This window comes from Legionella sp. (assembly GCF_047605385.1).
Lineage (GTDB): Bacteria > Pseudomonadota > Gammaproteobacteria > Legionellales > Legionellaceae > Legionella.
The window spans coordinates 1-23,883 of the sequence record NZ_JASGFU010000042.1 but is presented as its reverse complement, the minus strand read 5'-3'; the positions used below and the strand labels follow the sequence as shown (position 1 = coordinate 23,883).

Below are 23,883 nucleotides of genomic sequence, written 5' to 3'. Positions count from 1 at the left end.
TGATTAACAATTTTTATCTATATTACCAGAATGGGCTGGATATGCGGTAAAACCCTTTATCGCTTTGCAGGAGATCAATTCATTTCTATTGAAACCTTGATTAAATTTTTTGTCTCCATAGGATTTTTGTTTTGGATTTCCAAAATGGTGGACTTCCTTAGTTTACTCACCTGTGCTTTAGCAACAATTGCAGTCATTATTTATTATCGCAAATTAGTAATATTTTATGAAAAAGAAAATGAGACGAAAAATCATATGGGGCATAATTTAGAAATCTGTTTTATTTTAGGCACTCTGAAAAAAACTATCGGCTCATCACCACGCCTACTCATCCTTGCTTTCTCCATCATCTATTCACAAACTTATCCACAGATTTTGTGGATAAATATAAAACCCATAACAACAGATAAAAAGCATAAAGCCTCACAGGGCGTGAGTTTTATAAGTGATTATTAGATTTTAGAAGACTTTTGCCATGAATGGATTAAAACTTTATCCACAAAGAACATAATAAACGAAAGGAAGGTAACCTCAAACATGGTAGCATAAAATATTTAAAATTCCAGATGTTAATTCCGTTTTTTTTAAACTTTATTTTTCTAAAAACTATTGACTATTCGACCATTTTTGAAAAAAAAATTTGCCTGCTCATTAAATTATTCCAAAAGCATTTCTCTTGGAAAAGTAGAGGTCTTTTGGTTAGCAACATTCTAGTCATGATAATTAATACGATTACGTTAATTTAAGATTAGGAAGAGAAAAAAATTCTGGTTTAGTTTCTAATTCATTCTTTAATATTTTAGCTTCATACTTTTTATCACCAATAATTTGTTGATATTTTTTATGTAAATCTACAGACAAAACGGTTAGTAGGCCTACATGACTCACAAAGCCTAACATACCTCCGTTAATATTAATGCAACGGATAAACTGGTATGTTGAAATAGATTGAGCTTTTTGACTATGCAAAAAACATAGGATTTGTGCCTCATGAACAGATTATTTATGCGCAAAAAATTAACATATTGCTATTAATTAATCAGTTAACAGTTGAAACAATTAAATGCGTTTTAAGCATACTATTCTAATGTGTTAAGCGCGCGCCCCAATTATTTTGGGTAGAGCGAGAGCTGAGGTAATAACAAGCCCAATTAATAGATTGGTGAACATTAGATTGCCATTCCAAAATGCATAGATTAAATAGGTGGTGATTGGGACAAGACTAATTAAAACAGAGGCTGTTGCAGTCCCTAATTTACGAATGGCTTGTTGATTAAAAAAAATAGGAATGACTAAAGATCCGATGCTAACAGCGACTAATGATAAAGCATTGTCCTTGAGTGCTGCATTGAGATCTTTGAGATGTATAAAAAATGATGAGCCAATAAACAAAACCCAAAAACGTGTTGCCAAAACTTGCATAGATGTCAATTTAGCGCGCTTGCTTAGCAATTCGGATGTTTGCATATAGATATAAAATGCAAGGCCCGCCAAAACTCCTAACAAGATTCCATAGAATGTATTTCCAGGTTTCTGTATTTCATATTTAAAGAATAAAATTAGAATAGAAATTACTAAAATTAGCATGCTCCAACAGTAGGAGGTTGAGCCATTTTTTCGATAAAGACTGAAAAAACCTAAAAAAGCTGACGAAATAAAAAGTGATGTCATTGTGATAAAAGGATCGGAGAGATGTGTTGAATAAATCACGCATAACCAATCTAATCCAAGAACAGTTGACATCATTAAAAATAGAAATGGATTTTGAAATATGGCATCGTAAACCGTTTTTAAGTGTTTCAAACTTAATATATTGAAGCAAAAAATTGCAACGCCACTCATCACAAACAAAGCAGTCAATGGCTCAACGTCACTACATAGATCATCAAGGAAAACAAAAGCAATTGAGGCTAATATCACATAGAGAATAGCATCAATATATCCACTCATCTGCTGTATTTCTTGATTCATAAAGTCTCTAAAAAATCACGCTCTCCAATTGCCTGCAAAGGAGAAAAATCTCTGCTGGCAAGAAAATCTGGCCTCGGTGATTCTATAGGATTCAATGCATTGTTTACAAGATTGTAAGAGATAAAAATTGCTTTACGATCCCATGGTGATAAATTGAGTCCTGAACAATGCAGCAAATTACTATGAAAAAATAAAACAGAACCTGCGTGACCTTTGGCAGATTGTAAACCATTTTTAGCGATAATGTTTTTCAATTGTTCTGTTGAAAATTGATATTTTAATTTACTTGATGTCGTTAGTCGCCAATTGTCTCCACCGGTGAGGCTTCCATAAGGCAGAGTATGATCATGTTCATTCCATTTTGTTGTGTGAGATCCGGGAACAAGAATCATTGGCCCGTTATAATCGTTAATTTCATCCAAAAAAATGACCACTGAGAGGGCATTGGGTTTTGGCATTCCATCTTCTTTATGCCAAAACCAATAATCAGTATGCCATTCCCAGATATCCCCAACAAACGCATGCTTGATATTAATTTTATATTGATGGATATAGATCGATTCACTTCCTAAAAGCAACTGAACTGAGTTTAGTAACCTCGGAGTTTTAGACACTTTGTCCATAATAGGACTAATTAAATGAGGACCGTTAATACTTCTTATGGTGCTTCCATCTTCTTCCATGACTTTACCAGGGCATTCATGGTGCATAAGGTGGATAGTTTCCTTTTTTAGGTGTTCAATCTCAGCGCAGGTAAAATAGCTTTCAGCGATTAAGAACCCTTCGCGATGGAATTGATTTATTTCAAATTGATGCAACATATGGATACAACCTTTCCTATCTTAATGGATACGAAGAACCGGATTCCTGTTTCTTTTTTTTGAACAAATTTCGAAAAATGCGTAATAAAATTTTAAATATGTTTTTCATGATTTATCTTCTAATGTTTTTTAATGAGTTCTTCGTGAATCAAACGAGCAACTTCAATATATCCTGCATCATTGAAATGTAAATGATCCACAAAGAATGTTTCATTAATGATTGGAGAATTTTTTAACGATTCATTCATATCCAGAAATGGGATAACCATTTGAGTGCATTCTTTTTCTATAGCATCACGATAAGGATGATGTAATTCTTTGGCGCATAATTTACCGAATAGTCGCCAGAAATTATTTGCGCAGCAATCAATGGCGTAAAACATGTCTTCTTCATCAGAGGTAAATTGTTCTTTTGTCCACGAAGATATGGGTTGAAGTACGTAGTAAAGTTCTGCTTCAAAGGGGGCTAGCAATTGTTTCCACTGCCTCAGAGTATTAGTGGTTACCCATGCTGCTCTTAATATACGCTGGTTCAGATCAATGCTTTCATCTGATAAGACAATTTCAGTAGGATTTTCATCCTGGAGCAACTTCTTAAAATATTCCTTTGCTTTATGAAATACACTATCGCCTGTTTTACCGGTTAATGAAGCATAAGAATTTTTACGTCTACGCAAATCAGTATTATAGGTTTCCATATAATGTTGAAATTCATAAGAATAGTAATACCGCCCATGTTCACAAGCCAAGTTATCAGGCAACCCTTCCAGAGTTAACGTGTTAGCACCACTTAATAAAATAACTCGATTGATTTGGCTAAATCGATGTTGGTGCATTAGAAATAAAATAAGTTCTTGAGTTGCGTTATAACCTCTTCCACCTAAATTTAGCCAAATTTCCCCAGTATAATCACAAAGAGCCGATGAGACTGTGTAGCAATCAGAAGTAGTTCCTGTACCTAATGCGGTAGAGCCACCTATTATTAGATTAACAGGCCTGTCTGTTGGGAACTGCTCCATGCTGTAACGTTCATTTTGGTAATGAGTGTATCGAAAACCAAAATTATCAGTATTAATTACATTTGATTTGTAATTTTTATGATGAAAGAACATGGTGTAGGGCAACCACCGGACACCTAAATACATAAACTCATCATATTCTTGAAGTTGAGGCGTAATACGATACACTTCTGCAACTGCTTCATTATGAGATAAAGTTTTTTTTTCTTTCATTACAGCTCCTTTTGTATTCCTAATCTTTCTAATGTATTAGTAACGTTTATATGTTGATGAATATTTTGTTCTTTTAATATACATTGGATTTGCCATCAATCTAATTATTGAGCCAATAGGCCACACCACAGCGATAAATACGATTGCAGCAATGATCCGGCATAGCAGTATCCCTGATTTTTTTACATATTTTGATAAACAATTCATATTTTCACCATGATGTTGCATTAATCCAGAGAAAATTCCATTTGCCAATTTACCTGTTCATTCCACTGCGGTTGGTCTTTTTTAGCCAAGATGCAATTTCCTATGATAAGATAATCCATCTCTGTTCTCATGAAGCAAGTATAAGCATCTTTGACACTCTCAACAATCGGTTCACCACGGACATTGAAAGAGGTATTTACCAAGACAGGACAACCGGTTAATTCATAAAATGACTGAATCAACTGATGAAACAGAGGATTGGTTTCTTGATGTACGGTTTGCACTCGTGCAGAAAAATCGACATGGGTGATTGCTGGAATGGTTGACCTAACTACTTGAAGTTTTTCAATACCTTGTTTATTTTGGTCTGCTTCAGTTTCATGAATACGGTGATTACCCTTTATGGAATGAACAAACAACATATAAGGACTTTCTCTACCCACCTCAAACCAGTCTGAAGCGTGCTCTGCTAGTATGGCTGGAGCAAAAGGTCGGAATGATTCTCTATTCTTTATTTTTAAATTCATACGGCTTTGCATTTTTGGATCTCGAGGATCACCAATAATAGACCGCGAACCCAATGAACGAGGCCCAAACTCCATGCGTCCTTGGAACCATCCAATCACGTGCCCTTGAGTTAGTAATTCAGATACAGTGCTAGTTAATAAATCATCAGAGACTTGTTCAAATTGGGCATTGAGCTCTATCAAAGACGCTATATACTCTTGTGAGCTATATTCTGTTCCAAGATAACTCCCTTGCATTTGGTCACAACCAAATGTTGTTCGTAAATTGTTATTTTGGGAGTACCACCCTTCATAGGCAGCTCCTAATGCACCTCCTGCATCACCAGCAGCAGGTTGAATCCAAATGGAGTCGAAAAGACCACTTTCCGCAAGCTTTCCATTACTAACGCAATTTAATGCAACCCCACCGGATAAACAGAGATTTTTTTGGCCTGTTTGTTCTTTTAAATTTTTTGCAATTAAGAACACTACTTGCTCTAATACAGCTTGAATCGAAGCGGCTAGATCAAATTCTCTTTGAGTAATTAACGATTCAGATTTTCTTGGAGGGCCATCAAATAGTTCAGAAAATTTGTTTGAAATAATACAATCTCCAACAGCATAATCAAAATAATCCATATTTAACCAAAAACTGCCATCCTCATTGATTTCAATAATGTCATTAACTATTTTTTCATAATACGTGGGTTTACCATAAGGAGCCAAACCCATTAATTTATATTCACCAGAGTCGACTTTGAAGCCACAAAAATAAGTAAAGGCTGAATAGAGCAGTCCTAATGAATGAGGAAATCGAATTTCCCATAAAGGTTTAAGAGAGTTGTCTTTTCCTAACCACGCTGAAGTAGTAACCCATTCACCTACACCATCAATACATAATACCGCCGCTTCTTTAAATGGGCTAGGATAAAAAGCAGACGCAGCATGTGATTGATGATGAGGAATATACGAAATGGGCGGGATATCTTTGGGATCAAATCCAGCTGCAATGAGTTCATTTTTTATAATCGATTTTACATACAACTTGTTAAGGAGCCAGTTTGGTATATCCGTCACAAAATTACTGAATCCTTTAAAACCAAAATTTAAATAAGTAGATACAATACGATTAAATTTAATTGAAGGGTTTTCATAATAGTAAATGTGATCGATATTAGTGAGATGAATTTTTTTGCTAGATAAACAATATTTAATCGCATGAATAGGGAAACGCTTATCTTGTTTAATCCTTGAAAATCTTTCTTCTTGAACCGCAGAAACAATCTTCCCATTATCCAAAAGCACTGCTGCACTATCATGATAAAAACAAGATAATCCCATAATATATTGTTTCATACGAATGGTTTATTTCTATAACGAACGGTTGGCAGATTCTATTTTAATCGCTGTTACTCGTCTAGATGGTATTTTAAAATAATTTTGGACGTCATAAGTACACCCATAAATTATAAAAACCTTCAAAAGCTGGTCGGGGCAGAAGAATTTGAGCATCCTATAGCATTTTTTAGATGGCGAAAAAGCAACGATAAAATAATGGCGTCTCTTTTCATAGAGCTTGCTTGACCCAATGATGGGTCAAGCTCAACATTTTTACGAAAACTAAGTCATGAATTATGAATAACAGCACCTATATAATGACCATCAAGATCAATGATAAAAGCACCATAATATCCAGGATAATAATCATGTCGTAGATTTGGTTTTCCATTACACACGGCACCTTCATCAATCGCTATCTTGTAAAAAAGATCAACAGCTGCTTTTGTTTCCGCTGTAAACGTGACATGTGAAAAATACTTTGTCTCTTTGCCGGGACCAAACCAAAACTCAGGCTTACCATTTTTGCCAAATCCAATCCATCCATCATGTTCAGTAATAACGGTGATGCCAAGAGGCATTAAAACCTGAGTATAAAATTGTTTGGATTTCTCATAATTAGAAACAGTTATTCCCACATGATCAAGAATCATCATAACTCCTGAGAAAAATTAGAAGAGATAATCTAACGACTATTGACACGTTCAATAAGGCTTTTCATCTCATCATGATTAAAGAAATCTGCTAATACAAAACTGGATTTATTTTTAAGAATATCACCAAATATAAGGAAATGTTTTTCGTAATATAGTGAATCCAAATAATCAGTTATATTTTTTTTAAAAACAGCGTTAGGTCTCTTGTTTTTTTTAAATTGGGTCAGATCAATAATTTTATCTTTTTTTTCAAACTCCTGCTCTATAATATTTATCTCTTTCTTCATCTTATGCCTGTAAAGCGCCTCTATTCTTTTAACGGCTGTTGCGTCTACTTTTAAAAATTGAGAAAGAGTTGTAAGAAAACATAAATCTTTATATTCATGAGTTTGCTTATAGATGTACTCTTGAGACCAGTGAGTATTTAGAGTAACTGAGGCTGTATCTAAAATAACTCCTATAGACCATTCTGGCATATTGCGTTTAATTTCGTTCTCATTTCGCCAAACAAATTCCAAACCTTTAGCAAAGGCGACTATTAAGTCATCAGCTAGAACCTCATCCTTAGCTTGGAATAAAAAATTAGGATATTGTTGCTTGGCATACTCTACCCAGATATCGAATAGAAATTTCGCTGTTCCTTTTATTTTAAAGATCAAGGTTGATTCAAGAACAGCTTTAAAATAAATAGAATTTTTGTCTATTTCCAAGTCCTCTTTATTTGATGTCACCTTTAGCTAAGTGTACCCGAGGATTTTAAGATTTACTAGAAGCTGGTCGGGACGGAAGGATTTGAACTTTCGACCACTAGCACAACATGCTTTCTACTAATGATATCATTCGATTTCATTTAAATTCAAAAATTCCTTACACCCCTTGATATATATGAATTTTAGCCATATCATCACACTCACTTGATCATAAACAATATCATTTGAGATCACAATTAAGTGTACCCCAAAGTGTACCCCGTGAATTGATGAGGCTGTAATGGGTAATTTTACTGATACTTATATTAAAGCATTGAAACCACGTACTGCACGCTTCGAAGAATATGAAGGTGGTGGTTTTGGCATTCGTGTCACCCCCAATGGGATTAAAAGTTGGATTTATCGTTATAAGATAGCCGACAAAACTGACAAAATAACTTTTGGACATTATCCAGCAATGAGCTTGGCTAATGCTAAAAAGCAATTCATTGAGTTAAGCCAATTACGCCGTGATGGTAAAAATCCTAAAGATATTATTAGCGACCAAAAAGAGGCTCAAAGTAATACTGTCAGCAAGCTAGTACTTGCGTGGTACACAGGCTACATCGAGAAAGAGCGCAAGCAACCCCAACAAATTAAACAGCTGATAGACGCTGATATTATCCCTTTACTTGGCGATATTGAATTAGCCAAGCTCTCCCCTTCTATGGTCACTAAAGCCCTAGATAAGATCGTAAAACGTGGTGCTCCTGTTCATGCCAATAAAGTATTAGCTGCGCTTAAGCAAGCGTTTAGCTATGGAGTCAGGCGCGGAGCGATGACAGAAAATCCTGCTTTATTATTGCAAGGCCGTGATATTGGTGGAATTGAGAAACCACGTGATCGATATTTAACAGTCAATGAAATAAAAGAACTGCTATTCTTTTTAAATAACAATAAGAACCGTATGTCTATTCAAACCAAACTGGCTATCAAGCTTATTCTCCATACAGGAATAAGATCAGGTGAACTTAGATTAGCTACTTGGTCAGAAATTGATTTTGACAATGATCTTTGGACTATTCCTAAAGAACACACAAAACAAAATGAAATAATGCGAGTGCATTTAACTGAGCCAGTAAAAGCTATGTTTAAAACGCTTAAATTCGTATCACAATCAGACTTTATACTTTCAGCGCATCAAGGCGAACCGCTTAGTCCCAAAGCCTTATCTCGCGCTATTAATCGTATTCAAGAACGAATTGGCATCCCCCACTGGACAGCGCATGATTTAAGAAGAAGCTTTTGTACTCAGCTTGGCGAAACACTTCATATTGATCCAGTAGTAATTGAAAAATGCTTAGGCCATAAAATGCCTAAGATCATGGCTACTTATAATAGAAATGAAATGCTTGTCCAACGTAAAGAAGCATTAATCAATTGGAGTGATTATCTTGAAAGTTTATTACAAGACAATATAGTTTCAATCCAAGCAAAGAAAACGAATGAATCAACTTGTGACACAATGTCACGGCTTGAAATTATTCATGAAAGTAAAAAAATACATGCGGTTAACGGTACAGCTAACGAGTATTAATAGCTATAAGGGAAGGGGCAAATTGCCCCCACCCTTAAAAAATTTGGTCACGCAACTGTTCGGAAATACCGAACAGTTCACTTGATTGAAAACTAAAATAATAATCAATATTTAGGATAGGGAATGACACAACAAAACACTTTAGAATTGTTATTGCAGCAATTAATTAGCGAGTGGGAAAATGAACTAGTGGAATTTAAACAAGCGGATGAATCCTATCCAACCTCTAAAATTGGTCAATATTTCTCTGCCCTATCAAACGAAGCGAATCTACACAACCATGAAAAAGCATGGCTAATATTTGGAGTAGATAACACAACCCGTACAATCAAAGGCTGTAATTACAGACGAGATAAAGAGCACTTACATTCGTTAAAATACCAAATAGCTCAAGGTACCGAACCCTCTATCACCTTCCGTGATATTCATGAACTCCATACAGAAAAAGGCCGTGTTCTACTTTTAGAAATTCCTGCCGCACCATTAGGTATGCCTATTGCTTGGAACGGACATTATTACGCGCGTTCAGGGGAGAGTCTTTCTCATTTAGGGTTAGATAAATTGGATCGTATCAGACAGCAAGTTGGCTCATCCGATTGGTCAGCACAAACAGTAATTGATGCTACAGTAAAAAATTTAGATTCCGCAGCTTTAAAAAAAGCCAAAGAAGCTTTTGCGCATAAGTATGCTAATCGGTTCGAGCTAAACGAGGTCTTAGATTGGCCAGATGAGGTATTTCTTGATCGTGTAAAACTGACTATAAATGGCAAAATTACGAAAGCCGCTCTTCTTTTAGTGGGCAGCCCTGAATCTGCTCATTTTCTTTCACCCTACCCAGCACAAATAACATGGAAACTAGTAGGTGAAGAGCGTGCTTATGAGCATTTTTACCCACCTTTTTTGCTCACTACCAGTTTTCTTTATAATAAAATACGAAATGTGCAATTGCGTATTCTTCCAGCTAACGAGTTGGTTGCAATTGAGCTTGCAAAATATGATCAAAAAATTGTTTTAGAAGCACTGCATAATTGTATTGCACACCAAGATTACTCTCGTCATGGTCGAATTATTGTTACCGAATTTATAGATAGATTAACCCTTGAAAATTTAGGTGGTTTTTATGACGGAGAACCGGGGGATTATGTAACCGGACATAAGACACCTCGACAATATCGAAATCCATTTTTAACCCAAGCAATGACAGAATTAGGAATGATTGACACAATGGGCTATGGAATCCATGAAATGTATACTGGCCAAGCTCGCCGTTATTTTCCCTTACCAGATTATGATTTAAAAGAACCGCAAACTGTTAAAATAACAATATATGGCCACATAGTTGATTTAGCCTATACAAGAATGCTTATTCAAAAAACTGATTTAACTTTAGATGAAATAATTGCTCTTGATCGCGTACAAAAGCATTTGCCTTTACCTGATGACACCATTAAACATCTGCGAAAAGAAAAGCTCATAGAAGGCCGTAAACCTAATTTCCATGTTTCTGCTTTTATTGCGGATGCTACGGCTACGAAAGCAGCCTATATTCATAATCGTGCCCAAGATAATAGGTATTATCAAAAATTGATTATTGATTATCTGGAACAATTTAAATCTGCAACAAGAAAAGAAATCGATAATTTACTTTGGAACAAATTAAGCGATGCATTAGAGAAAGAACAGAAGTTAAAGAAAATCGACAACCTGCTAACTCAATTGCGAAACAGTGGCCAAATCCAAAATATTAGCTCACGCAAATCTCCGACATGGACATTACAAGATAATAAAAATTAGGAATAAAAAGGAATAAAGTTTAGGAAAAAATTTGAAAAAAACCATATATTTCAATATATTAATTATAAAATATTTATTTATAAAAGGAATAAATGCTCATTCTTATTTTTTATACACAAAGTATATTAAGAAACCATTTTCTCCCCTTTCGTAAAAAAACTTAGAATCAACTGTCAAAAAATATTTTACAGTTCAAATATTTATCAAGCATGAGTAATTAAGAAATTCGGAATTTCCGAACTTTCTATTCAACAATCTTGCAGAATCGTATAATCACTAGTCCAAGCTATCCTTTGCGGGGAGAAAAGAGGGTCTCATCATCCATCCTGCTTGGTTTTAAACTTAATGATGCTTATTTACGTTGATGGAGTAAGTGATGGAAAACGTTAGTGTTTCACAACTAAGAAAAAAAACGCATACACAAAACCAAGCCATTCGGCATCCAGTGTTGTTAACCTTGAACTATGATAGCGAACAAGTCAAACTGCTTATACAATTCGGCATAGATGCTGGAATTAGGATATGTGCACGTGTTGATATCGTGACGCCTAATGGTTTAAATGTTTCGGAAGATTTTTCGCTCAGCCCTGGGCAAATAACAGAAGTCTGGCAAAACAAACCCAATGTGATACAAATTAATTTAAAACCACCGCAAAACTTAGCTCAATATTTACCCGCGGTCATTGTTGCAAATGTTGGAATCGAAGGTTTATTAATTGATAAAATCAGCGCAGATTACTACCTTTCATTAACCCAAGAAAAACCAAATCCAGAAACTGTAAATCAAGATGAACATGCTCCGAAAAAATTAAATTTTCGTGAAGATGCTATTTCAAACGCAGTTCTTAAGCACATTCTCCCTCAAATATTACCAGATAAATCTGATACCTTTACTAAGGTTATGAAATGGGATTGTTTTTTGCAGCTTGAAAAAAGCTTAACGAAAGATGGTGCTAAAAATATTATTGTCTATATAGCAAGCAATAAAGAGCAATCTACTATAAATGGTATAGCTTGTGATAAAGAGGAGATTAATATCACTTATAAAGCATTCAAAGAGCGACTAAAAAATTACTTCAGTTCTATAAATCCTCATAAACCATAAAAATAAAACCCAGAAACCCAGCTTGGGATCTCTGGGTTTTTTATTTGTTACCTTGTTATCGAAGGCTAATAATTCGTTACAAAGGAGAACAAATATGCCAGTAAAAACCGCATCATTAAAACCACAAATTTACTTCATCAAAGATGCTGAAGAGATTACGCGTCGCAATCGGCTAACTTTACGCAGATGGTGGGAAAAAAATCTCTTTCCGCAACCCACATTAATTAACAACCGATTAGCTTGGCATGCAGATATAATTGATCAATGGATAAATGAGAATTTTGAGGTGTGTCATGACTAAAAACATTCCTCATATTCAAAGAGCAGCATCAGTTCAAGCTAAAAACAAAAGCCCCGAGATCGCTGGAACGATCAGAGGGGCTATCTCTGCTATTTACAAAGGACAACAAAAATATAGTAACTACAATGGACAAACCAATCAAGGCCCAAAGCATATCAGTTTTTTACTTACTCCCATTCTCAAATTAATGGAATCTAGATTGGAGGACGAACATGAGTGAATTAGATCGTGCTTTTTTGGCACTTAGCGCCTTGGATTCTGGCTGTCCCCATGATGAATGGATTCGAATTGGAATGGCTGCAAAAGCAGCAGGATTATCCTTTGAAGACTTTCACAGTTGGAGTAAGAGCACCTCAAACTATGTAAGTGAAAAAGACTGCCATGTTACTTGGAAATCTTTTGATCAGACAGGCGGGGTGACTGAAGCAACATTATTCTTTAAAGCAAAAGAAGCTGGCTGGAAAAATTCAAATCCTAGTTTCAATCAAAAAACATATCAGCCAAAACTAGAAAGTAATATTACAAATGTCGCTCCATATGAAAGTTCTTATGCATTAGAAATTTGGGAAAGATGCTTACCTGCGGATAACGAGCACCCATATATTTCAAGAAAAGAAGGTCAATCGGATGGATTAAAAGTTTACCCAGAAAATGTACCATCTCTAATCATTCAAACTCATAATGTCTCTGGCTATCTTGTCGTGCCATGCATTAGTAATGGCAAGATAAAAACCCTCCAATTTATTCCTCCAGATGAAGGTAAAAAATTAAATTTGGGAGGCGCTCAATTCCATGATGGTTATTTTGTAATCGGCCAAATAACCACTTGCATTTATCTATGTGAAGGATTAAGTGCAGCATGGCCAGTGAATAAAGTATTGGGGGTTGCAACTGTAATTTCTTTTGGAGTTAGTCGTATGATGACTGTAGCAAAAAAGTTACGATCTCAATATCCTTTTGCAAAGATAGTGATTGTCCCTGATCGCGGTCAAGAGGAATTGGCGTCAAAAATAACACTTGAAATAAATGCCACATGGATTGAGCTACCTCAAGAAATACCGCTGAAACAGGACGTTGGGGATTATGCACAAAAATATGGGTATGAGAAACTTAACCTAATATTAACTTCTCCAAAAACACCCTCACTTCCTCTTAACACTATATTTGCTGATACATTACCAGAAGCATTTTCTCCTGTTGACGAGTTACTCGAAGGAATTTTGATTGAAGGAGATGGAAGCATCCTCTACGGAGATTCCAATAGTGGCAAAACGTTCTTTGTTATTGATATGGCATGCGCTATTGCACGTGGTATTGATTGGATGGGGAGAAAAACAGAACAAGGTCTAGTCATTTATCTTGCGGCAGAATCACCATCCTCTGTCAAAAGACGTCTCCAAACATACCAAATGCATCATCAAGTACGGATTAGAAATTTTGCCATTGTGCAAAATCCCATTAACTTATTTGATAATGATTCAGATACAAGTGCAATTATTAATCTAGTCCAGTTAATAGAAGAAAAATATCAACAAAAAGTTCGTTTGATTATAGGAGATACACTCGCACGCTTAAGTTCAGGAGCGAATGAAAATGCTGGTCAAGATATGGGAGTAGTCATTCGTCATTTCGATCGAATCCGCAATGAGTGTAATGTCCATTTTATGCTAATTCATCATAGTGGAAAAAGCGCGGCGGCTGGAGCCAGGGGATGGAGTGGTGTACGTGCAGCTGTTGATACTGAGATCGAAATAACTGACTCACCTACGGGGCGGTGTGCTGAAATAACAAAACAACGTGACTTAAGTACTAAAGGTACGCGTATTGGCTTTCAGCTTGAAATAGTAACCATGAGGCTAAGCAAATGGAAGTCCGTTGTAACAGGCTGTGTAGTTATTCCTACTGATGCACCAATCAAAAATCCAAACAAGCGGGTTAGTGAAATTGGAAGAGTGCTTACTAAATATATCAGTACTCTTGATAGACCAATTAAAAAAAGCGATCTGGTAAAGCATTTTAAAGATCAATACAAACCACCCTCAATTTATCGAGAACTTAAAAAACTTGTTGAAGCAAGGCTAGCGTCTGATTCTATGGGAATTATTAATAAAGTACCGATTGGTGCATATTAGTACCCAGTACTAATCAGTACAAAGATAAAATAGTGCAAATTAGTGCCGAGTACTTTAGTACGGCACTAATCTGCACTAGCACAAAATTAATTTAGCTTTTACGGATATCAGAAACACTGTTTTTAAGGAGGTGAATTATGTTAAACAATGAAATCAAACAAAAGAAACAACTGCCTGTCTCAGATGAAAAAAATGATACTAAAAAGACATTTAACAGGTATATTATTCAGGAAAATGCTAGAACCCTTGGCGATGTTACCGCAGATAATTTTGACATACATAAAGCAACGCAAATAAGTGAAAACTCCTTAGTTGCTCTTGATGCTAAAAATAGCTTGCAATCAATGCTCGCGGCTCAAATACTGTCTATCCACAAATTACAACAAAAATCGATGGCTTATGCTCATGCGGCTGATGATTTTGAACTAAAAAAATATTTCACCAACTCGGCAATAAAGCTAGCAAATTGCTTTGTTCAACAGGCAAATACGCTCGCAAAGCTACAGGGGGTTGGGAGTCTAAAAATAATTGTGGAAAGAGTTGATGTACACCCAGGAGGTCAGGCTATAGTTGGTAATGTCCAAAATAGCATGGGGGCTAAAGATAAAAAATGAAAACGATCTCTTGTACCGAGAATATTAATTATGCTTTTGATAATGCTCCACTCTGTGGAGCTAAGACTAAACGCAATAATGGTAGTCCATGTCGTGCTACTGCAGTCAAAGGCAAACAGCGTTGTCGTATCCATGGAGGGGCTAAAGGGAGTGGTGGTCAAAAGGATAATAAAAACGCGCTCAAACATGGCTCTTCAATAACAGACATTAAGAAATTTAAAAAACAAATAAAGGAAATGCTCAATCAGGTTAAAATAGCTTTACTGAATTATTAAGTTAAGCATATATGATTCGCTGAATTAATCCAATTAATTTTTAATAAACTCCCCCTAATAAGACATATAATAGTTATGGTTTTCAGGAGATAGTCAAATGATTAGTAATTTATCCCGAATGGAACAACTTATTGAGTTCTATGTAAAAGACAAACAATTTATGGGAGCTATCCTTGTAGCACAACAAGGAAAAATAATACTTGATAAGGGTTACGGATACGCTAATCTTGAATGGGAAATCCCAAATACACCCACCACAAAGTTTCGTATCGCTTCGCTCACTAAGCAATTTACTGCCGCATCAATCTTGCTACTTGAAGAACAGGGTAAGCTCAAGATAACAGATGCTATAAATAAATACATGTTAGATGCTCCTTCCACTTGGAACAAGGTAACACTTTTCCATTTATTAAACCACACATCTGGAATTCCAAACTATACTAGTTTTCCCGATTTTGCGGCATTTACAACTAGCCCGAGAACACCCACACAACAAATCGATTTTTTTCGAAACAAACCATTAAATTTTCAACCCGGATCAAACTTTGAATACAATAATTCAGGCTATGTGCTGCTTGGATACTTAATTGAAAAAATAAGTGGTCAAAGTTATCAAAATTTTGTTGTAAACAGTATATTCAAGCCCCTTGAAATGAACGATTCAGGTTATGATTCTCATTCAGAGATTATTTTACATCGTGCTGCTGGCTATATGGTCAGCTCCGATGGAATTCGTAACGCAGATTATTTGGATATGAGCATTCCTTATTCAGCAGGCTCTTTATACTCCACCACACAAGACTTACTACGCTGGGAACAAGGTTTATTTGGAGGAAAAGTTTTATCTGCCGCGTCATTAAAGAAAATGATAGAACCTTACAAAAATGACTATGGCTTTGGTGTAAGAATTTATTCTTTGAATGGGCATAAGGCAATATCCCATGCAGGTGGGACTAGTGGATTCAATACTAAATTAATCTACTTTCCAAACGATGAGCTCACGATTGTCGCTTTAGCCAACCTAAATGCATTGGGTTATATTGCCCAAAATCTTTGTTTAAAATTAGCAGGCTTAATACATGGTGAAACTGTAATACTACCTTCTGAAAGAAAAGAATTAACTCTTTACCCCGAATCGCTTGCTAACTACATTGGTATATACAACATTGAACCTTATGTTGGAGCCTATGGCCTCACACCCTTGAGACAATTTATTATTTTTTTAGAAGATGGTCATCTGATGCTACAAGAAACAAATCAGCCAACTATAAAACTATTTCCTGAATCAGAAACTGAATTTTTTGGAAAAATACCGGATATTCAAATTAATTTTTTCAAAAATGAACAAGGACAAATATCGCATTTGGTATTGCATCAAGACGGGGAAAGCTCTACAGGGTTGAAATGTTATTGATTGTAAACACTGTGGCCACTACATTGTGAGCTTGCCACCTATTTTTCAGATGATAATTTCTGGTGCTATTCTTGTTAGAGCAAGATGTCCTTAAAACGGGTCGGGGCTTAAAAATGAACAATCATTCTAGAATCTTCAAGTGGGCAAGAGATTATCTGGCATCTCAAGGATACTTTTTCGAGCATTTACCCCACATCGTACAAGAAACACCTTGGTCCAATGTTTTTCGATTTACAACATCAAAAGGTGATGTTTATTTGAAACAACCTGCACCTCTGTTAGCGCAGGAAGCTAAAGTATTGCAACTCTTGAGGCGCCAATTTAATGCATCTGTGCCACTAGTAATGGCCATCAACGATGATTTGCACTGTTTTCTTATGCAAGATGCAGGAATTTCACTGCGCAGATATCTCAAAAGCGAATTTCATCCAGACTTGTTGTGCCAAGCTATTAAGGCATTTGCAGCCTTCCAGCGCTCGATAGAAAATAATATAGAACCTTTCCTAGCATTGGAAGTGCCGGATTGGCAATTAAACAAATTACCCGAATTGTACAAGCAAATCATCAATCAAACGGATTTTTTAAAAGCCGACGGCATGACAGACAAAGAACTGCAAACATTGCACGATTTATGCCCGCAACTATTAGAAGAATCCAAACTATTATCTGAATACAATATCCCTGAAACTATTGTTCAACCTGATTGTAACACGAACAATATATTGATTTGTCCTAATAACAATGAGTTTACCTTCATTGATTTGGGTGAGCTAGCCATCTCGCATCCGTTTTTTTCCCTGCATAATTTTCTATATACAGCCACTATCCATCATGGTGTAAAAGAGACGGATAAAATCTGTCATCAACTTCAGGACGCTTGCATCGAAAATTGGTTAGAATTAGAGGCAAAAGAACAATTAATGAAGGCGTTTAGATTAGCTAAAAAGTTATGGCCAATTTATTCTGCATGTGTAAATTATCGATTCATGCATTGCGTTAACCTGCAAGCCTTAAACTCTTGGTATGCTGACAAACCCAACCGACTCGCCGAAGCGTTTAGACAATATATTGCTTCGGTTTGAAGCTAAAAAACTAAAGGTTATGCCTACATGCTTTCATCAATAACAGTTACATCTCATAACGTCATCAGCGGTGGTTTAACTTTATTAGGCCTTGAGTTAAAGCCATAGGAAAAATAGTATCGTGGTCTAAATTTTCAATAATACTCAAGGTAATATGAAAATTTCTATGAGACTTGGCCATAATAATAGCATTGAACACTTGTAAATCATCGACCATACGGTAATCACCCTTATTTTCTTGGGAGCCAATAATTAAACAGATTTTTTTGGTCTGGTCCAAATTAAAATGATTCTTAGTCTTAGCCATCTTTAATAGCAACTTATCATCATACCAAAGTGATGGACTCACGATGATATAATTATTAAATAAACTAGGGTGACTGATTAATAAGTATGAGCCAAACAAACCACCAAAAGAGTGCCCAACAAAAGTTGACTCGCTAATCCTATACCGTTGTTTTAAATATGGGATTAATTCCTACTCAATAAACCGATAAAATTTTTCAGCACCTCCCGAATATTTCTGATATTCCTTTCCGTAACCTCCGGAAGGAACATAAGTAGGCGTATAATCTCTAGTTCTATTTTTCTTATATTCATTAGGATTAGCATAGGCTATACCTACTATAATTGACTCATCGATTCTATTTCTATCCGATAAATGCTCACTAATTTGTTTGGCGAGAGCAAAGCTATAATCAGCATCTAATAAGTAAATAATAGGATAATGCTTTTTAGTAAGATTATATTTTTTGGGCAGGCTAATATATAAATTATACCGTACCCCGTTAGTCTTTGATTTAAACTCATGAACCAATGTATGAGGCAAGAAAAAATGATTAGTTTGTTCAGAATCAATTTTAATTGGGTTAGTAGCTTCTGTTATTGGACTTATAAAAATCCAGCTAACCACTAAAAATATAAAAAGATAAGGCTTCCGTAATATGGTAGTCATTTTAAGAAAAGTGTACCCGAGATTTTTTATTTAGGAGGTTTTTATTCGTAACTCATTGATTCTATTGGTCGGGACGGAAGGATTTGAACCTTCGACCACTAGCACCCCATGCTAGTACGCTACCAGGCTGCGCTACGCCCCGATGGACGCAAATAATATCTAAGTTGAAAGTAAATGACAAGAGGGTGGTGTTAATTTGAATTAACACCGCTGTTTATTTCTCTTTACAACATATGTTTTACTTCGTTTGCTTCCAATTTCGAATGAGAGATTTGAATGAATCGTTTGCAGCCACTTAATTCAGCAAATTGTAAAGCGGCTATTGCGTTGTCTACTTTGGGCTTCGCGGCATTGATGGCGTCTTCTAAAATTAATGCCGCAGCCGTTTTCATTTGGATGGAAGCTATATGAAGTTTATCTACACATGTTGAACTAAATTGACTCGAAACTAGAGAAATCACATTTTGAGCTATTTCAGAACAGCGGCTTGCTAAAAATTCTTTCTTCTGTTCTGCTTGAGCAGCAAAATTTATTGCAATAAACCCCAAAATCAAAGCTTTTTTCATAATTATTTTAGACATAGTGTACTCCCTGTAAATTGCAGTTAAACGCGGCAGGAATTTTTGTTTTAACTACTAAGCACAACTATTCACTTCTGTCCTCAAATGCAAGAAACTAAGAGGGAGGTTTTTTTAACATCGTACTTTTCACTCCTCTCTTGTTTAGGGAGAGGAACTCCTAGGAATGATGAATAGTTAAGTTTAACCAAAAGCATTAATTCCTGTAATATGTTTTCCTAATACTAAGGTGTGGACATTATCCGTACCTTCGTAAGTAAAGACGGACTCCAAGTTAAGCATATGTCTAATCACATGATATTCAAGGCTAATTCCATTCCCGCCTAATAGATTCCTGCATTTTCTTGCAATTTTCAATGCTTCGCGACAAGAATTTCTTTTTGTTAGAGAAATCATAGTGGGTGTTTCACGATGTTCATCTTTCAAACGACCTATTTGTAAATTAAGGCATTGTGCTTTAATAATTTCAGTATACATATCTGCCAAGTCTTTTTGAATAAGTTGATGAGCGGCTAATGGTTTATCAAATTGCTTACGTTCCAATAGATAATTCGTGGTAATATCAAAACATTCCATTGCGGCCCCCATGGCACCCCAGGCAATTCCGTAGCGTGCTTGACTTAAGCAACTTAAAGCAGCGCCTAATCCTTTTTCACTACCGGGTAAATAATTTTTATCAGGAACAAATGCGTTATCAAAAACCAATTCGCCAGTAATGGATGCACGTAATGACATTTTTAATTTGATTTCAGGGCATTGTACCCCCTCAGATTGAGTATCCACGATAAAGCCACGGATGCCTTTGTCTGTTTTTGCCCACACAATCGCTAGATCAGCAATTGGGGCATTGGTGATCCACATTTTTGCGCCATTTAATCGCCAACCACCCGTAACTTTTTTAGCAGTGGTTCTCATACTGGAAGGATTAGAACCAGCATCAGGTTCGGTCAAGCCAAAACACCCAATAAGTTTACCTGCTGCCATATCAGGTAAGTAGCGTTTACGTTGTTCTTCGTTACCAAAATGAAAAATAGGGTACATACATAATGAACTTTGTACTGAAACAAAACTACGCAATCCGCTATCGCCTCGTTCCAACTCCTGACATACTAAACCATAGGCAACATATGAAGCACCGGCACCACCATAGTCAGGAGGCAAAGTTAAACCTAATAAGCCAAGTTCGGCTGATTTATGAATCAACTCACGTGGAAATTCAGCATGTTCAAAAGCCTCAGCCATCAGGGAAACTACGTCTTTTTTTACAAAACGCGCCACACTATCGCGAATTAACCGCTCATCGTCTGTTAATTGTTCATCAAGAAATAACAAGTCGTCCAATTCCCTTCTCCTCTTTTTCTGTCTGTAACGCGATAACTGCTTCAATAATATTTTCTTTACTGGGCAATAAGTACTGCCAGGCAGTTCCTAATGGAATAAAACAATCCTTACCGGTAATGCGTTTAATATGCAAATGGGGAGGAGCTTTTTCCACTAATAAGGTAATCAATCCTTCGCTCACTGAGCCACTTTGTCTGCCTTCATCAACAATCAGTACTTCATTTGCTTCTGCAATTTCTTTTAAAATTGCTTGTGCAGGTAAAGGGCTAAGCCACCGTAAATCAATAATTTTGACATCAATTCGATGCTCTTCATGCAATACCTTTGCTGCTTGACGTGATAAATAATAGCCATTAGCATAGGTTAAAATAACCGTGGAGGATCCTCTCCCATAAACCCCTACTTCACCTTGAGCAATCATTTCTTTAGGTGCCGGATAATCAAAAAGCCAGCCATTATCCCCTGGTTCATATAAATCCTTAACCATGTATAAAGCAATAGGCTCTAAAAAGACGACCACTCGCCCTTCTTCATATGCTAAGCGTATGCAAGTACGCAGCATTTTTGCAGCATCAGGGCCATTTGATGGGCAAGCAACAATAACACCAGGTAAATCACGCAATACCGCAATAGAATTATCATTATGAAAATGGCCACCAAAACCTTTTTGATAAGCTAAAGATGCAATTCGAATGAGCATTGGATTTTGATATTGACCGCTGGAAAAGAAGGACAGTGTTGCTGCTTCACCACGTAACTGATCTTCTGCATTATGCAAATAAGCTAAGAATTGAATCTCAGGTACAGGAATAAAACCATTGTGGGCCAAACCAATGGCTGTCCCTAAAATGGTAGTTTCATCTAGGAGAGTATCGAATACACGACGTTTGCCAAAACGCTCTTGTAAATCAGCTGTCACGCGATAAACCCCACCTTTTTTACCCACATCCTCACCCAAAATAAGCATGTTTGGATATTGCATCATTAAATCGGTTAACGCAAAGTTAATGTGTTGGCAAAGAGTACGTTTTTGCGCTAATTGTGGATATGCACTAGCAAAGACTGAAGCGCGTTGCATTTCATTTGGCAGAGGATAAATGTGTTTTTTTCTCTTCTTGGGTATTATTGAAGCCATAACTGCCTCGGCAGTTTCCATTCTAGGTAAGCAAATCGCTTCAGCTGCTTTAGCTTCAATGAGATGCTTGTTGTTTTCATAAAGACTAATAATTGCATTCTGGGTCATCCAGCCTTCATGGTACAAAATTCCTGCTGTGTGTAATAAAGGATCGTGAGATTCGGTAAACTCAATTTCTGCTGAAGTAAGGTATTGTGACTCGATGTCAGAACCGGCATGGCCTAATAAGCGCACACAGCGCATGTGCAAGAACACAGGTTGCTTCTTGCACCGCGCGATATATTCTGCTTCTTTGGCTTTAGCGTAAATATCTGCAATATTCAGGCCATCACAGGCAAGGTAATGCATTCCTGGGCGCCTGCCTATGGATTGTTCCACCCAATGCTTTGGCGTGCGTACCGAGATACCGATACCATTATCTTCGCAAATAAATACTAGAGGTAAAGGATAGCCTTGTTGAGTAATCCAAGAACAAGCATTTAAGGTTGTTTGTGCAGATGCATGGTTTGCTGAGGCATCACCAAAAGAACAAAGAATAACGGAATCTTGATTTAAATGACCTGCAAAATTTAAATCTTTAGCACGTTTAATTGATAAAGCAGCGCCTAAGGCTTTAGGTAAATGTGAAGCAATTGTCGATGTTTGCGGTGGGATATTTAGAGAAACCGAACCAAAAACTTTATGGCGTCCACCAGAAATAGGGTCACTTGCAGCAGCAACTAAAGACAGTAGGATGTCTTTAACCCCATCGACTCCGGGTACTTTTTTTGAACGTTGTAAATAAAAACCACTACTACGATAGTGTAAAAAAGCCATATCATCAGGGCGAAAAACGTGCCCAATCACCGCATTTCCTTCGTGGCCACTGCTGCCTATAGTATAAAAAGATAAGCCTTTTTCTTTAAGCTGTCGTGCGATTAAATCAAGTAATCGGGATTTAATCTGAGAATCAAACAATTCAATGGTAGTTTTTTTATCTAATTTTGCTGTTTCCAGACTAATAATACTGTTGGGTATAGGAAAATCTGCATTACCCACTCTTTTAACAAATTGTTCATCAACTACACTGGCTCTATCTAACATCCTCACATCCTGTCTGAATTGCTTTCGATACCAAGTTGTTGAGTATATACTGATCTAAAATGAACCGGAAGATTTAAAATAACTGTTCGGTTTAGGGGGCTCAAGATTTATTAAGTGGCTAAAGTAAACGTTAACAACAGAGATTCATGATGAGATTAATTCTTCTAATTGGGCTTGCTGTATTGATGTCTGGATGTTGTTTTACAAGCGCTGTTCGTTGTCGACAGTTGGACTCTGCAACAGTTGTAGAACACTTTATGCGTTATCCTTACAACCAAGGCCCTGTTGATGTAACAACAACCGCAATTGATTATTATTAAGCATTAATATAGGCCAGAATTGCATACGTACCATTTTATATTTCATAATAAGGTGCACTTAAAACCCTCAAAAATAAACCATTGAGACCAGATTAAATTCATTCCCTGGCAAATAATGAACAAATAATCTACAATTTGGTTAAACATAAAATGAGGATTTATTATGAAATGGATCATTCTAATAGGATCTGTTGTATTAATGGCTGGATGCTGCTGCACTACTAACGTAGTTGAATATAGACGTACTATTTATCCTGTTGTTGAACCCGTTTTAGTTTATCCTTACAGTCAAGGACCAATTGATGTGACGACTACAACAATTGATTATTATTAAATAATTAAAAAATAAGCTATAACATAACTAATTGCACGATGAATTTTATGTTTATTATTAGTAATGAACAGGATAGAACGACTAGAAAAAACAACTAAGTACCAATTCTCAGAGAGAATCCAATATTAATGATCCTATACCGAAGCTTAGTTTTTTTAGAATACCACCAAGGCAATTTGTGAGAGGTCATGGGGGATGGTGAATCTTGTCTGAACGTTTACCTGACCTTTACGGCAATTTTTAAACCAAAGGATGCTATAAGATATGCTTCTTAGCTAATTATTTCGTAACTCCCCAGGTATTTAATTGAGCTCACCGAGCTTCCCCTCTCCACCGCGCGCAGCGTGAGGGAGAGGGATCAAGGGTGAGGGGGATTAAATAGTGTCGCGAAGCGACTTCATTT

23 protein-coding genes, 1 tRNA gene and 1 pseudogene are annotated in these 23,883 nt (G+C 36.3%); 13 read left to right on the top strand and 12 right to left on the bottom strand.

Features of this window, described 5'->3' with window-relative positions; all coding sequences use genetic code 11:
- Positions 1-144 precede the first annotated feature (144 nt).
- Positions 145-456: a hypothetical protein gene (locus QM652_RS10090; protein ID WP_415075393.1), complete on the top strand. Its 312-nt coding sequence runs from the start codon at positions 145-147 to the stop codon at positions 454-456.
- A 276-nt stretch (positions 457-732) separates the two neighbouring features.
- On the opposite strand, the gene QM652_RS10085 is transcribed toward QM652_RS10090, so the two are convergent.
- The 7 genes from QM652_RS10085 to QM652_RS10055 all read right to left on the bottom strand — a co-directional run bounded on the left by QM652_RS10085 (position 733) and on the right by QM652_RS10055 (position 7,441).
- Positions 733-900: a hypothetical protein gene (locus QM652_RS10085; protein ID WP_415075391.1), complete on the bottom strand. Its 168-nt coding sequence runs from the start codon at positions 898-900 to the stop codon at positions 733-735.
- Positions 901-1,092: 192 nt separating this feature from the next.
- Positions 1,093-1,971: a hypothetical protein gene (locus tag QM652_RS10080; RefSeq protein WP_415075389.1), complete on the bottom strand. Its 879-nt coding sequence runs from the start codon at positions 1,969-1,971 to the stop codon at positions 1,093-1,095.
- Positions 1,968-2,792: a phytanoyl-CoA dioxygenase family protein gene (locus QM652_RS10075; RefSeq protein WP_415075387.1), complete on the bottom strand. Its 825-nt coding sequence runs from the start codon at positions 2,790-2,792 to the stop codon at positions 1,968-1,970. Before QM652_RS10075 ends, QM652_RS10080 begins: the two co-directional genes overlap by 4 nt.
- A gap of 119 nt (positions 2,793-2,911) precedes the next feature.
- On the bottom strand, positions 2,912-4,024 hold the full coding sequence (locus tag QM652_RS10070) for a hypothetical protein (protein ID WP_415075385.1): 1,113 nt from the start codon (positions 4,022-4,024) through the stop codon (positions 2,912-2,914).
- Positions 4,025-4,251: 227 nt separating this feature from the next.
- Positions 4,252-6,093, bottom strand: coding sequence for a carbamoyltransferase (locus QM652_RS10065; RefSeq protein WP_415075383.1), 1,842 nt, complete (start codon positions 6,091-6,093; stop codon positions 4,252-4,254).
- A 269-nt stretch (positions 6,094-6,362) separates the two neighbouring features.
- Positions 6,363-6,731, bottom strand: a complete 369-nt coding sequence (locus QM652_RS10060; RefSeq protein ID WP_415075381.1) for a VOC family protein — start codon at positions 6,729-6,731, stop codon at positions 6,363-6,365.
- Between the two features lie 29 nt (positions 6,732-6,760).
- Positions 6,761-7,441: a hypothetical protein gene (locus QM652_RS10055; protein ID WP_415075379.1), complete on the bottom strand. Its 681-nt coding sequence runs from the start codon at positions 7,439-7,441 to the stop codon at positions 6,761-6,763.
- A 280-nt stretch (positions 7,442-7,721) separates the two neighbouring features.
- Between QM652_RS10055 and QM652_RS10050 the strand changes: the two genes are divergently transcribed.
- From QM652_RS10050 to QM652_RS10005, 10 genes are all read left to right on the top strand, one after another.
- Complete coding sequence (locus tag QM652_RS10050; RefSeq protein ID WP_415075377.1) at positions 7,722-9,017, top strand: tyrosine-type recombinase/integrase; 1,296 nt, start codon at positions 7,722-7,724, stop codon at positions 9,015-9,017.
- A 123-nt stretch (positions 9,018-9,140) separates the two neighbouring features.
- On the top strand, positions 9,141-10,811 hold the full coding sequence (locus tag QM652_RS10045) for an RNA-binding domain-containing protein (RefSeq protein ID WP_415075375.1): 1,671 nt from the start codon (positions 9,141-9,143) through the stop codon (positions 10,809-10,811).
- Between the two features lie 376 nt (positions 10,812-11,187).
- The gene (locus QM652_RS10040; RefSeq protein WP_415075373.1) at positions 11,188-11,916 is read left to right on the top strand and encodes a hypothetical protein; all 729 of its coding nucleotides are present in this window, start codon (positions 11,188-11,190) and stop codon (positions 11,914-11,916) included.
- Positions 11,917-12,010: 94 nt separating this feature from the next.
- Positions 12,011-12,217: a hypothetical protein gene (locus QM652_RS10035; protein WP_415075371.1), complete on the top strand. Its 207-nt coding sequence runs from the start codon at positions 12,011-12,013 to the stop codon at positions 12,215-12,217.
- The gene (locus QM652_RS10030; RefSeq protein ID WP_415075370.1) at positions 12,210-12,437 is read left to right on the top strand and encodes a hypothetical protein; all 228 of its coding nucleotides are present in this window, start codon (positions 12,210-12,212) and stop codon (positions 12,435-12,437) included. Before QM652_RS10035 ends, QM652_RS10030 begins: the two co-directional genes overlap by 8 nt.
- Positions 12,430-14,349, top strand: coding sequence for an AAA family ATPase (locus tag QM652_RS10025; protein ID WP_415075368.1), 1,920 nt, complete (start codon positions 12,430-12,432; stop codon positions 14,347-14,349). Before QM652_RS10030 ends, QM652_RS10025 begins: the two co-directional genes overlap by 8 nt.
- A gap of 137 nt (positions 14,350-14,486) precedes the next feature.
- A complete protein-coding gene (locus QM652_RS10020) occupies positions 14,487-14,963 on the top strand; it encodes a hypothetical protein (RefSeq protein ID WP_415075366.1) in 477 nt (158 codons plus the stop codon).
- Entirely contained in the window at positions 14,960-15,238 is a 279-nt protein-coding gene (locus QM652_RS10015) for an HGGxSTG domain-containing protein (protein ID WP_415075364.1), read from the top strand. Before QM652_RS10020 ends, QM652_RS10015 begins: the two co-directional genes overlap by 4 nt.
- Before the next feature lie 97 nt (positions 15,239-15,335).
- Positions 15,336-16,652 carry a serine hydrolase gene (locus tag QM652_RS10010; protein WP_415075362.1) on the top strand — a complete coding sequence of 439 codons (1,317 nt, stop codon included), beginning with the start codon at positions 15,336-15,338 and terminating at the stop codon, positions 16,650-16,652.
- Between the two features lie 113 nt (positions 16,653-16,765).
- Complete coding sequence (locus QM652_RS10005) at positions 16,766-17,734, top strand: aminoglycoside phosphotransferase family protein (RefSeq protein WP_415075360.1); 969 nt, start codon at positions 16,766-16,768, stop codon at positions 17,732-17,734.
- A gap of 64 nt (positions 17,735-17,798) precedes the next feature.
- Here the strand turns inward: QM652_RS10005 and QM652_RS10000 are convergent.
- The 5 genes and pseudogenes from QM652_RS10000 to QM652_RS09980 all read right to left on the bottom strand — a co-directional run bounded on the left by QM652_RS10000 (position 17,799) and on the right by QM652_RS09980 (position 22,826).
- Positions 17,799-18,689 (bottom strand): annotated as a pseudogene (locus tag QM652_RS10000) (alpha/beta hydrolase).
- A 65-nt stretch (positions 18,690-18,754) separates the two neighbouring features.
- A tRNA-Pro gene (locus tag QM652_RS09995) sits at positions 18,755-18,831 on the bottom strand.
- An 82-nt stretch (positions 18,832-18,913) separates the two neighbouring features.
- The gene (locus QM652_RS09990) at positions 18,914-19,270 is read right to left on the bottom strand and encodes a hypothetical protein (protein WP_415075358.1); all 357 of its coding nucleotides are present in this window, start codon (positions 19,268-19,270) and stop codon (positions 18,914-18,916) included.
- A gap of 180 nt (positions 19,271-19,450) precedes the next feature.
- Complete coding sequence (locus QM652_RS09985) at positions 19,451-20,608, bottom strand: acyl-CoA dehydrogenase family protein (RefSeq protein WP_415075356.1); 1,158 nt, start codon at positions 20,606-20,608, stop codon at positions 19,451-19,453.
- A complete protein-coding gene (locus QM652_RS09980; protein WP_415075354.1) occupies positions 20,586-22,826 on the bottom strand; it encodes a dehydrogenase E1 component subunit alpha/beta in 2,241 nt (746 codons plus the stop codon). The genes QM652_RS09985 and QM652_RS09980 overlap by 23 nt, the downstream gene beginning before the upstream one ends.
- A 146-nt stretch (positions 22,827-22,972) precedes the next feature.
- Here QM652_RS09980 and QM652_RS09975 point away from each other — a divergent pair, with 146 nt between their 5' ends.
- Positions 22,973-23,146, top strand: coding sequence for a hypothetical protein (locus QM652_RS09975; protein WP_415075352.1), 174 nt, complete (start codon positions 22,973-22,975; stop codon positions 23,144-23,146).
- 163 nt (positions 23,147-23,309) lie between these two features.
- On the top strand, positions 23,310-23,480 hold the full coding sequence (locus QM652_RS09970; protein ID WP_415075350.1) for a hypothetical protein: 171 nt from the start codon (positions 23,310-23,312) through the stop codon (positions 23,478-23,480).
- The last annotated feature ends 403 nt before the right edge of the window (positions 23,481-23,883 follow it).

Excerpts from the sequence above, each read along its gene's own strand:
- QM652_RS10060 (WP_415075381.1), bottom strand. The coding sequence starts at position 6,731 with ATGATGATTCTTGATCATGTGGGAATAACTGTTTCTAATTATGAGAAA.
- QM652_RS09975 (WP_415075352.1), top strand. The coding sequence starts at position 22,973 with ATGATGAGATTAATTCTTCTAATTGGGCTTGCTGTATTGATGTCTGGA.
- QM652_RS09980 (WP_415075354.1), bottom strand. The coding sequence starts at position 22,826 with ATGTTAGATAGAGCCAGTGTAGTTGATGAACAATTTGTTAAAAGAGTG.
- QM652_RS10090 (WP_415075393.1), top strand. The coding sequence starts at position 145 with ATGGTGGACTTCCTTAGTTTACTCACCTGTGCTTTAGCAACAATTGCA.
- QM652_RS10020 (WP_415075366.1), top strand. The coding sequence starts at position 14,487 with ATGTTAAACAATGAAATCAAACAAAAGAAACAACTGCCTGTCTCAGAT.
- QM652_RS10040 (WP_415075373.1), top strand. The coding sequence starts at position 11,188 with ATGGAAAACGTTAGTGTTTCACAACTAAGAAAAAAAACGCATACACAA.
- QM652_RS10030 (WP_415075370.1), top strand. The coding sequence starts at position 12,210 with ATGACTAAAAACATTCCTCATATTCAAAGAGCAGCATCAGTTCAAGCT.
- QM652_RS10085 (WP_415075391.1), bottom strand. The coding sequence starts at position 900 with ATGTTAGGCTTTGTGAGTCATGTAGGCCTACTAACCGTTTTGTCTGTA.
- QM652_RS10050 (WP_415075377.1), top strand. The coding sequence starts at position 7,722 with ATGGGTAATTTTACTGATACTTATATTAAAGCATTGAAACCACGTACT.
- QM652_RS10035 (WP_415075371.1), top strand. The coding sequence starts at position 12,011 with ATGCCAGTAAAAACCGCATCATTAAAACCACAAATTTACTTCATCAAA.
- QM652_RS10045 (WP_415075375.1), top strand. The coding sequence starts at position 9,141 with ATGACACAACAAAACACTTTAGAATTGTTATTGCAGCAATTAATTAGC.
- QM652_RS10075 (WP_415075387.1), bottom strand. The coding sequence starts at position 2,792 with ATGTTGCATCAATTTGAAATAAATCAATTCCATCGCGAAGGGTTCTTA.
- QM652_RS10080 (WP_415075389.1), bottom strand. The coding sequence starts at position 1,971 with ATGAATCAAGAAATACAGCAGATGAGTGGATATATTGATGCTATTCTC.
- QM652_RS10010 (WP_415075362.1), top strand. The coding sequence starts at position 15,336 with ATGATTAGTAATTTATCCCGAATGGAACAACTTATTGAGTTCTATGTA.
- QM652_RS10070 (WP_415075385.1), bottom strand. The coding sequence starts at position 4,024 with ATGAAAGAAAAAAAAACTTTATCTCATAATGAAGCAGTTGCAGAAGTG.
- QM652_RS10025 (WP_415075368.1), top strand. The coding sequence starts at position 12,430 with ATGAGTGAATTAGATCGTGCTTTTTTGGCACTTAGCGCCTTGGATTCT.
- QM652_RS10015 (WP_415075364.1), top strand. The coding sequence starts at position 14,960 with ATGAAAACGATCTCTTGTACCGAGAATATTAATTATGCTTTTGATAAT.
- QM652_RS09970 (WP_415075350.1), top strand. The coding sequence starts at position 23,310 with ATGAAATGGATCATTCTAATAGGATCTGTTGTATTAATGGCTGGATGC.
- QM652_RS10065 (WP_415075383.1), bottom strand. The coding sequence starts at position 6,093 with ATGAAACAATATATTATGGGATTATCTTGTTTTTATCATGATAGTGCA.
- QM652_RS10005 (WP_415075360.1), top strand. The coding sequence starts at position 16,766 with ATGAACAATCATTCTAGAATCTTCAAGTGGGCAAGAGATTATCTGGCA.
- QM652_RS09990 (WP_415075358.1), bottom strand. The coding sequence starts at position 19,270 with ATGTCTAAAATAATTATGAAAAAAGCTTTGATTTTGGGGTTTATTGCA.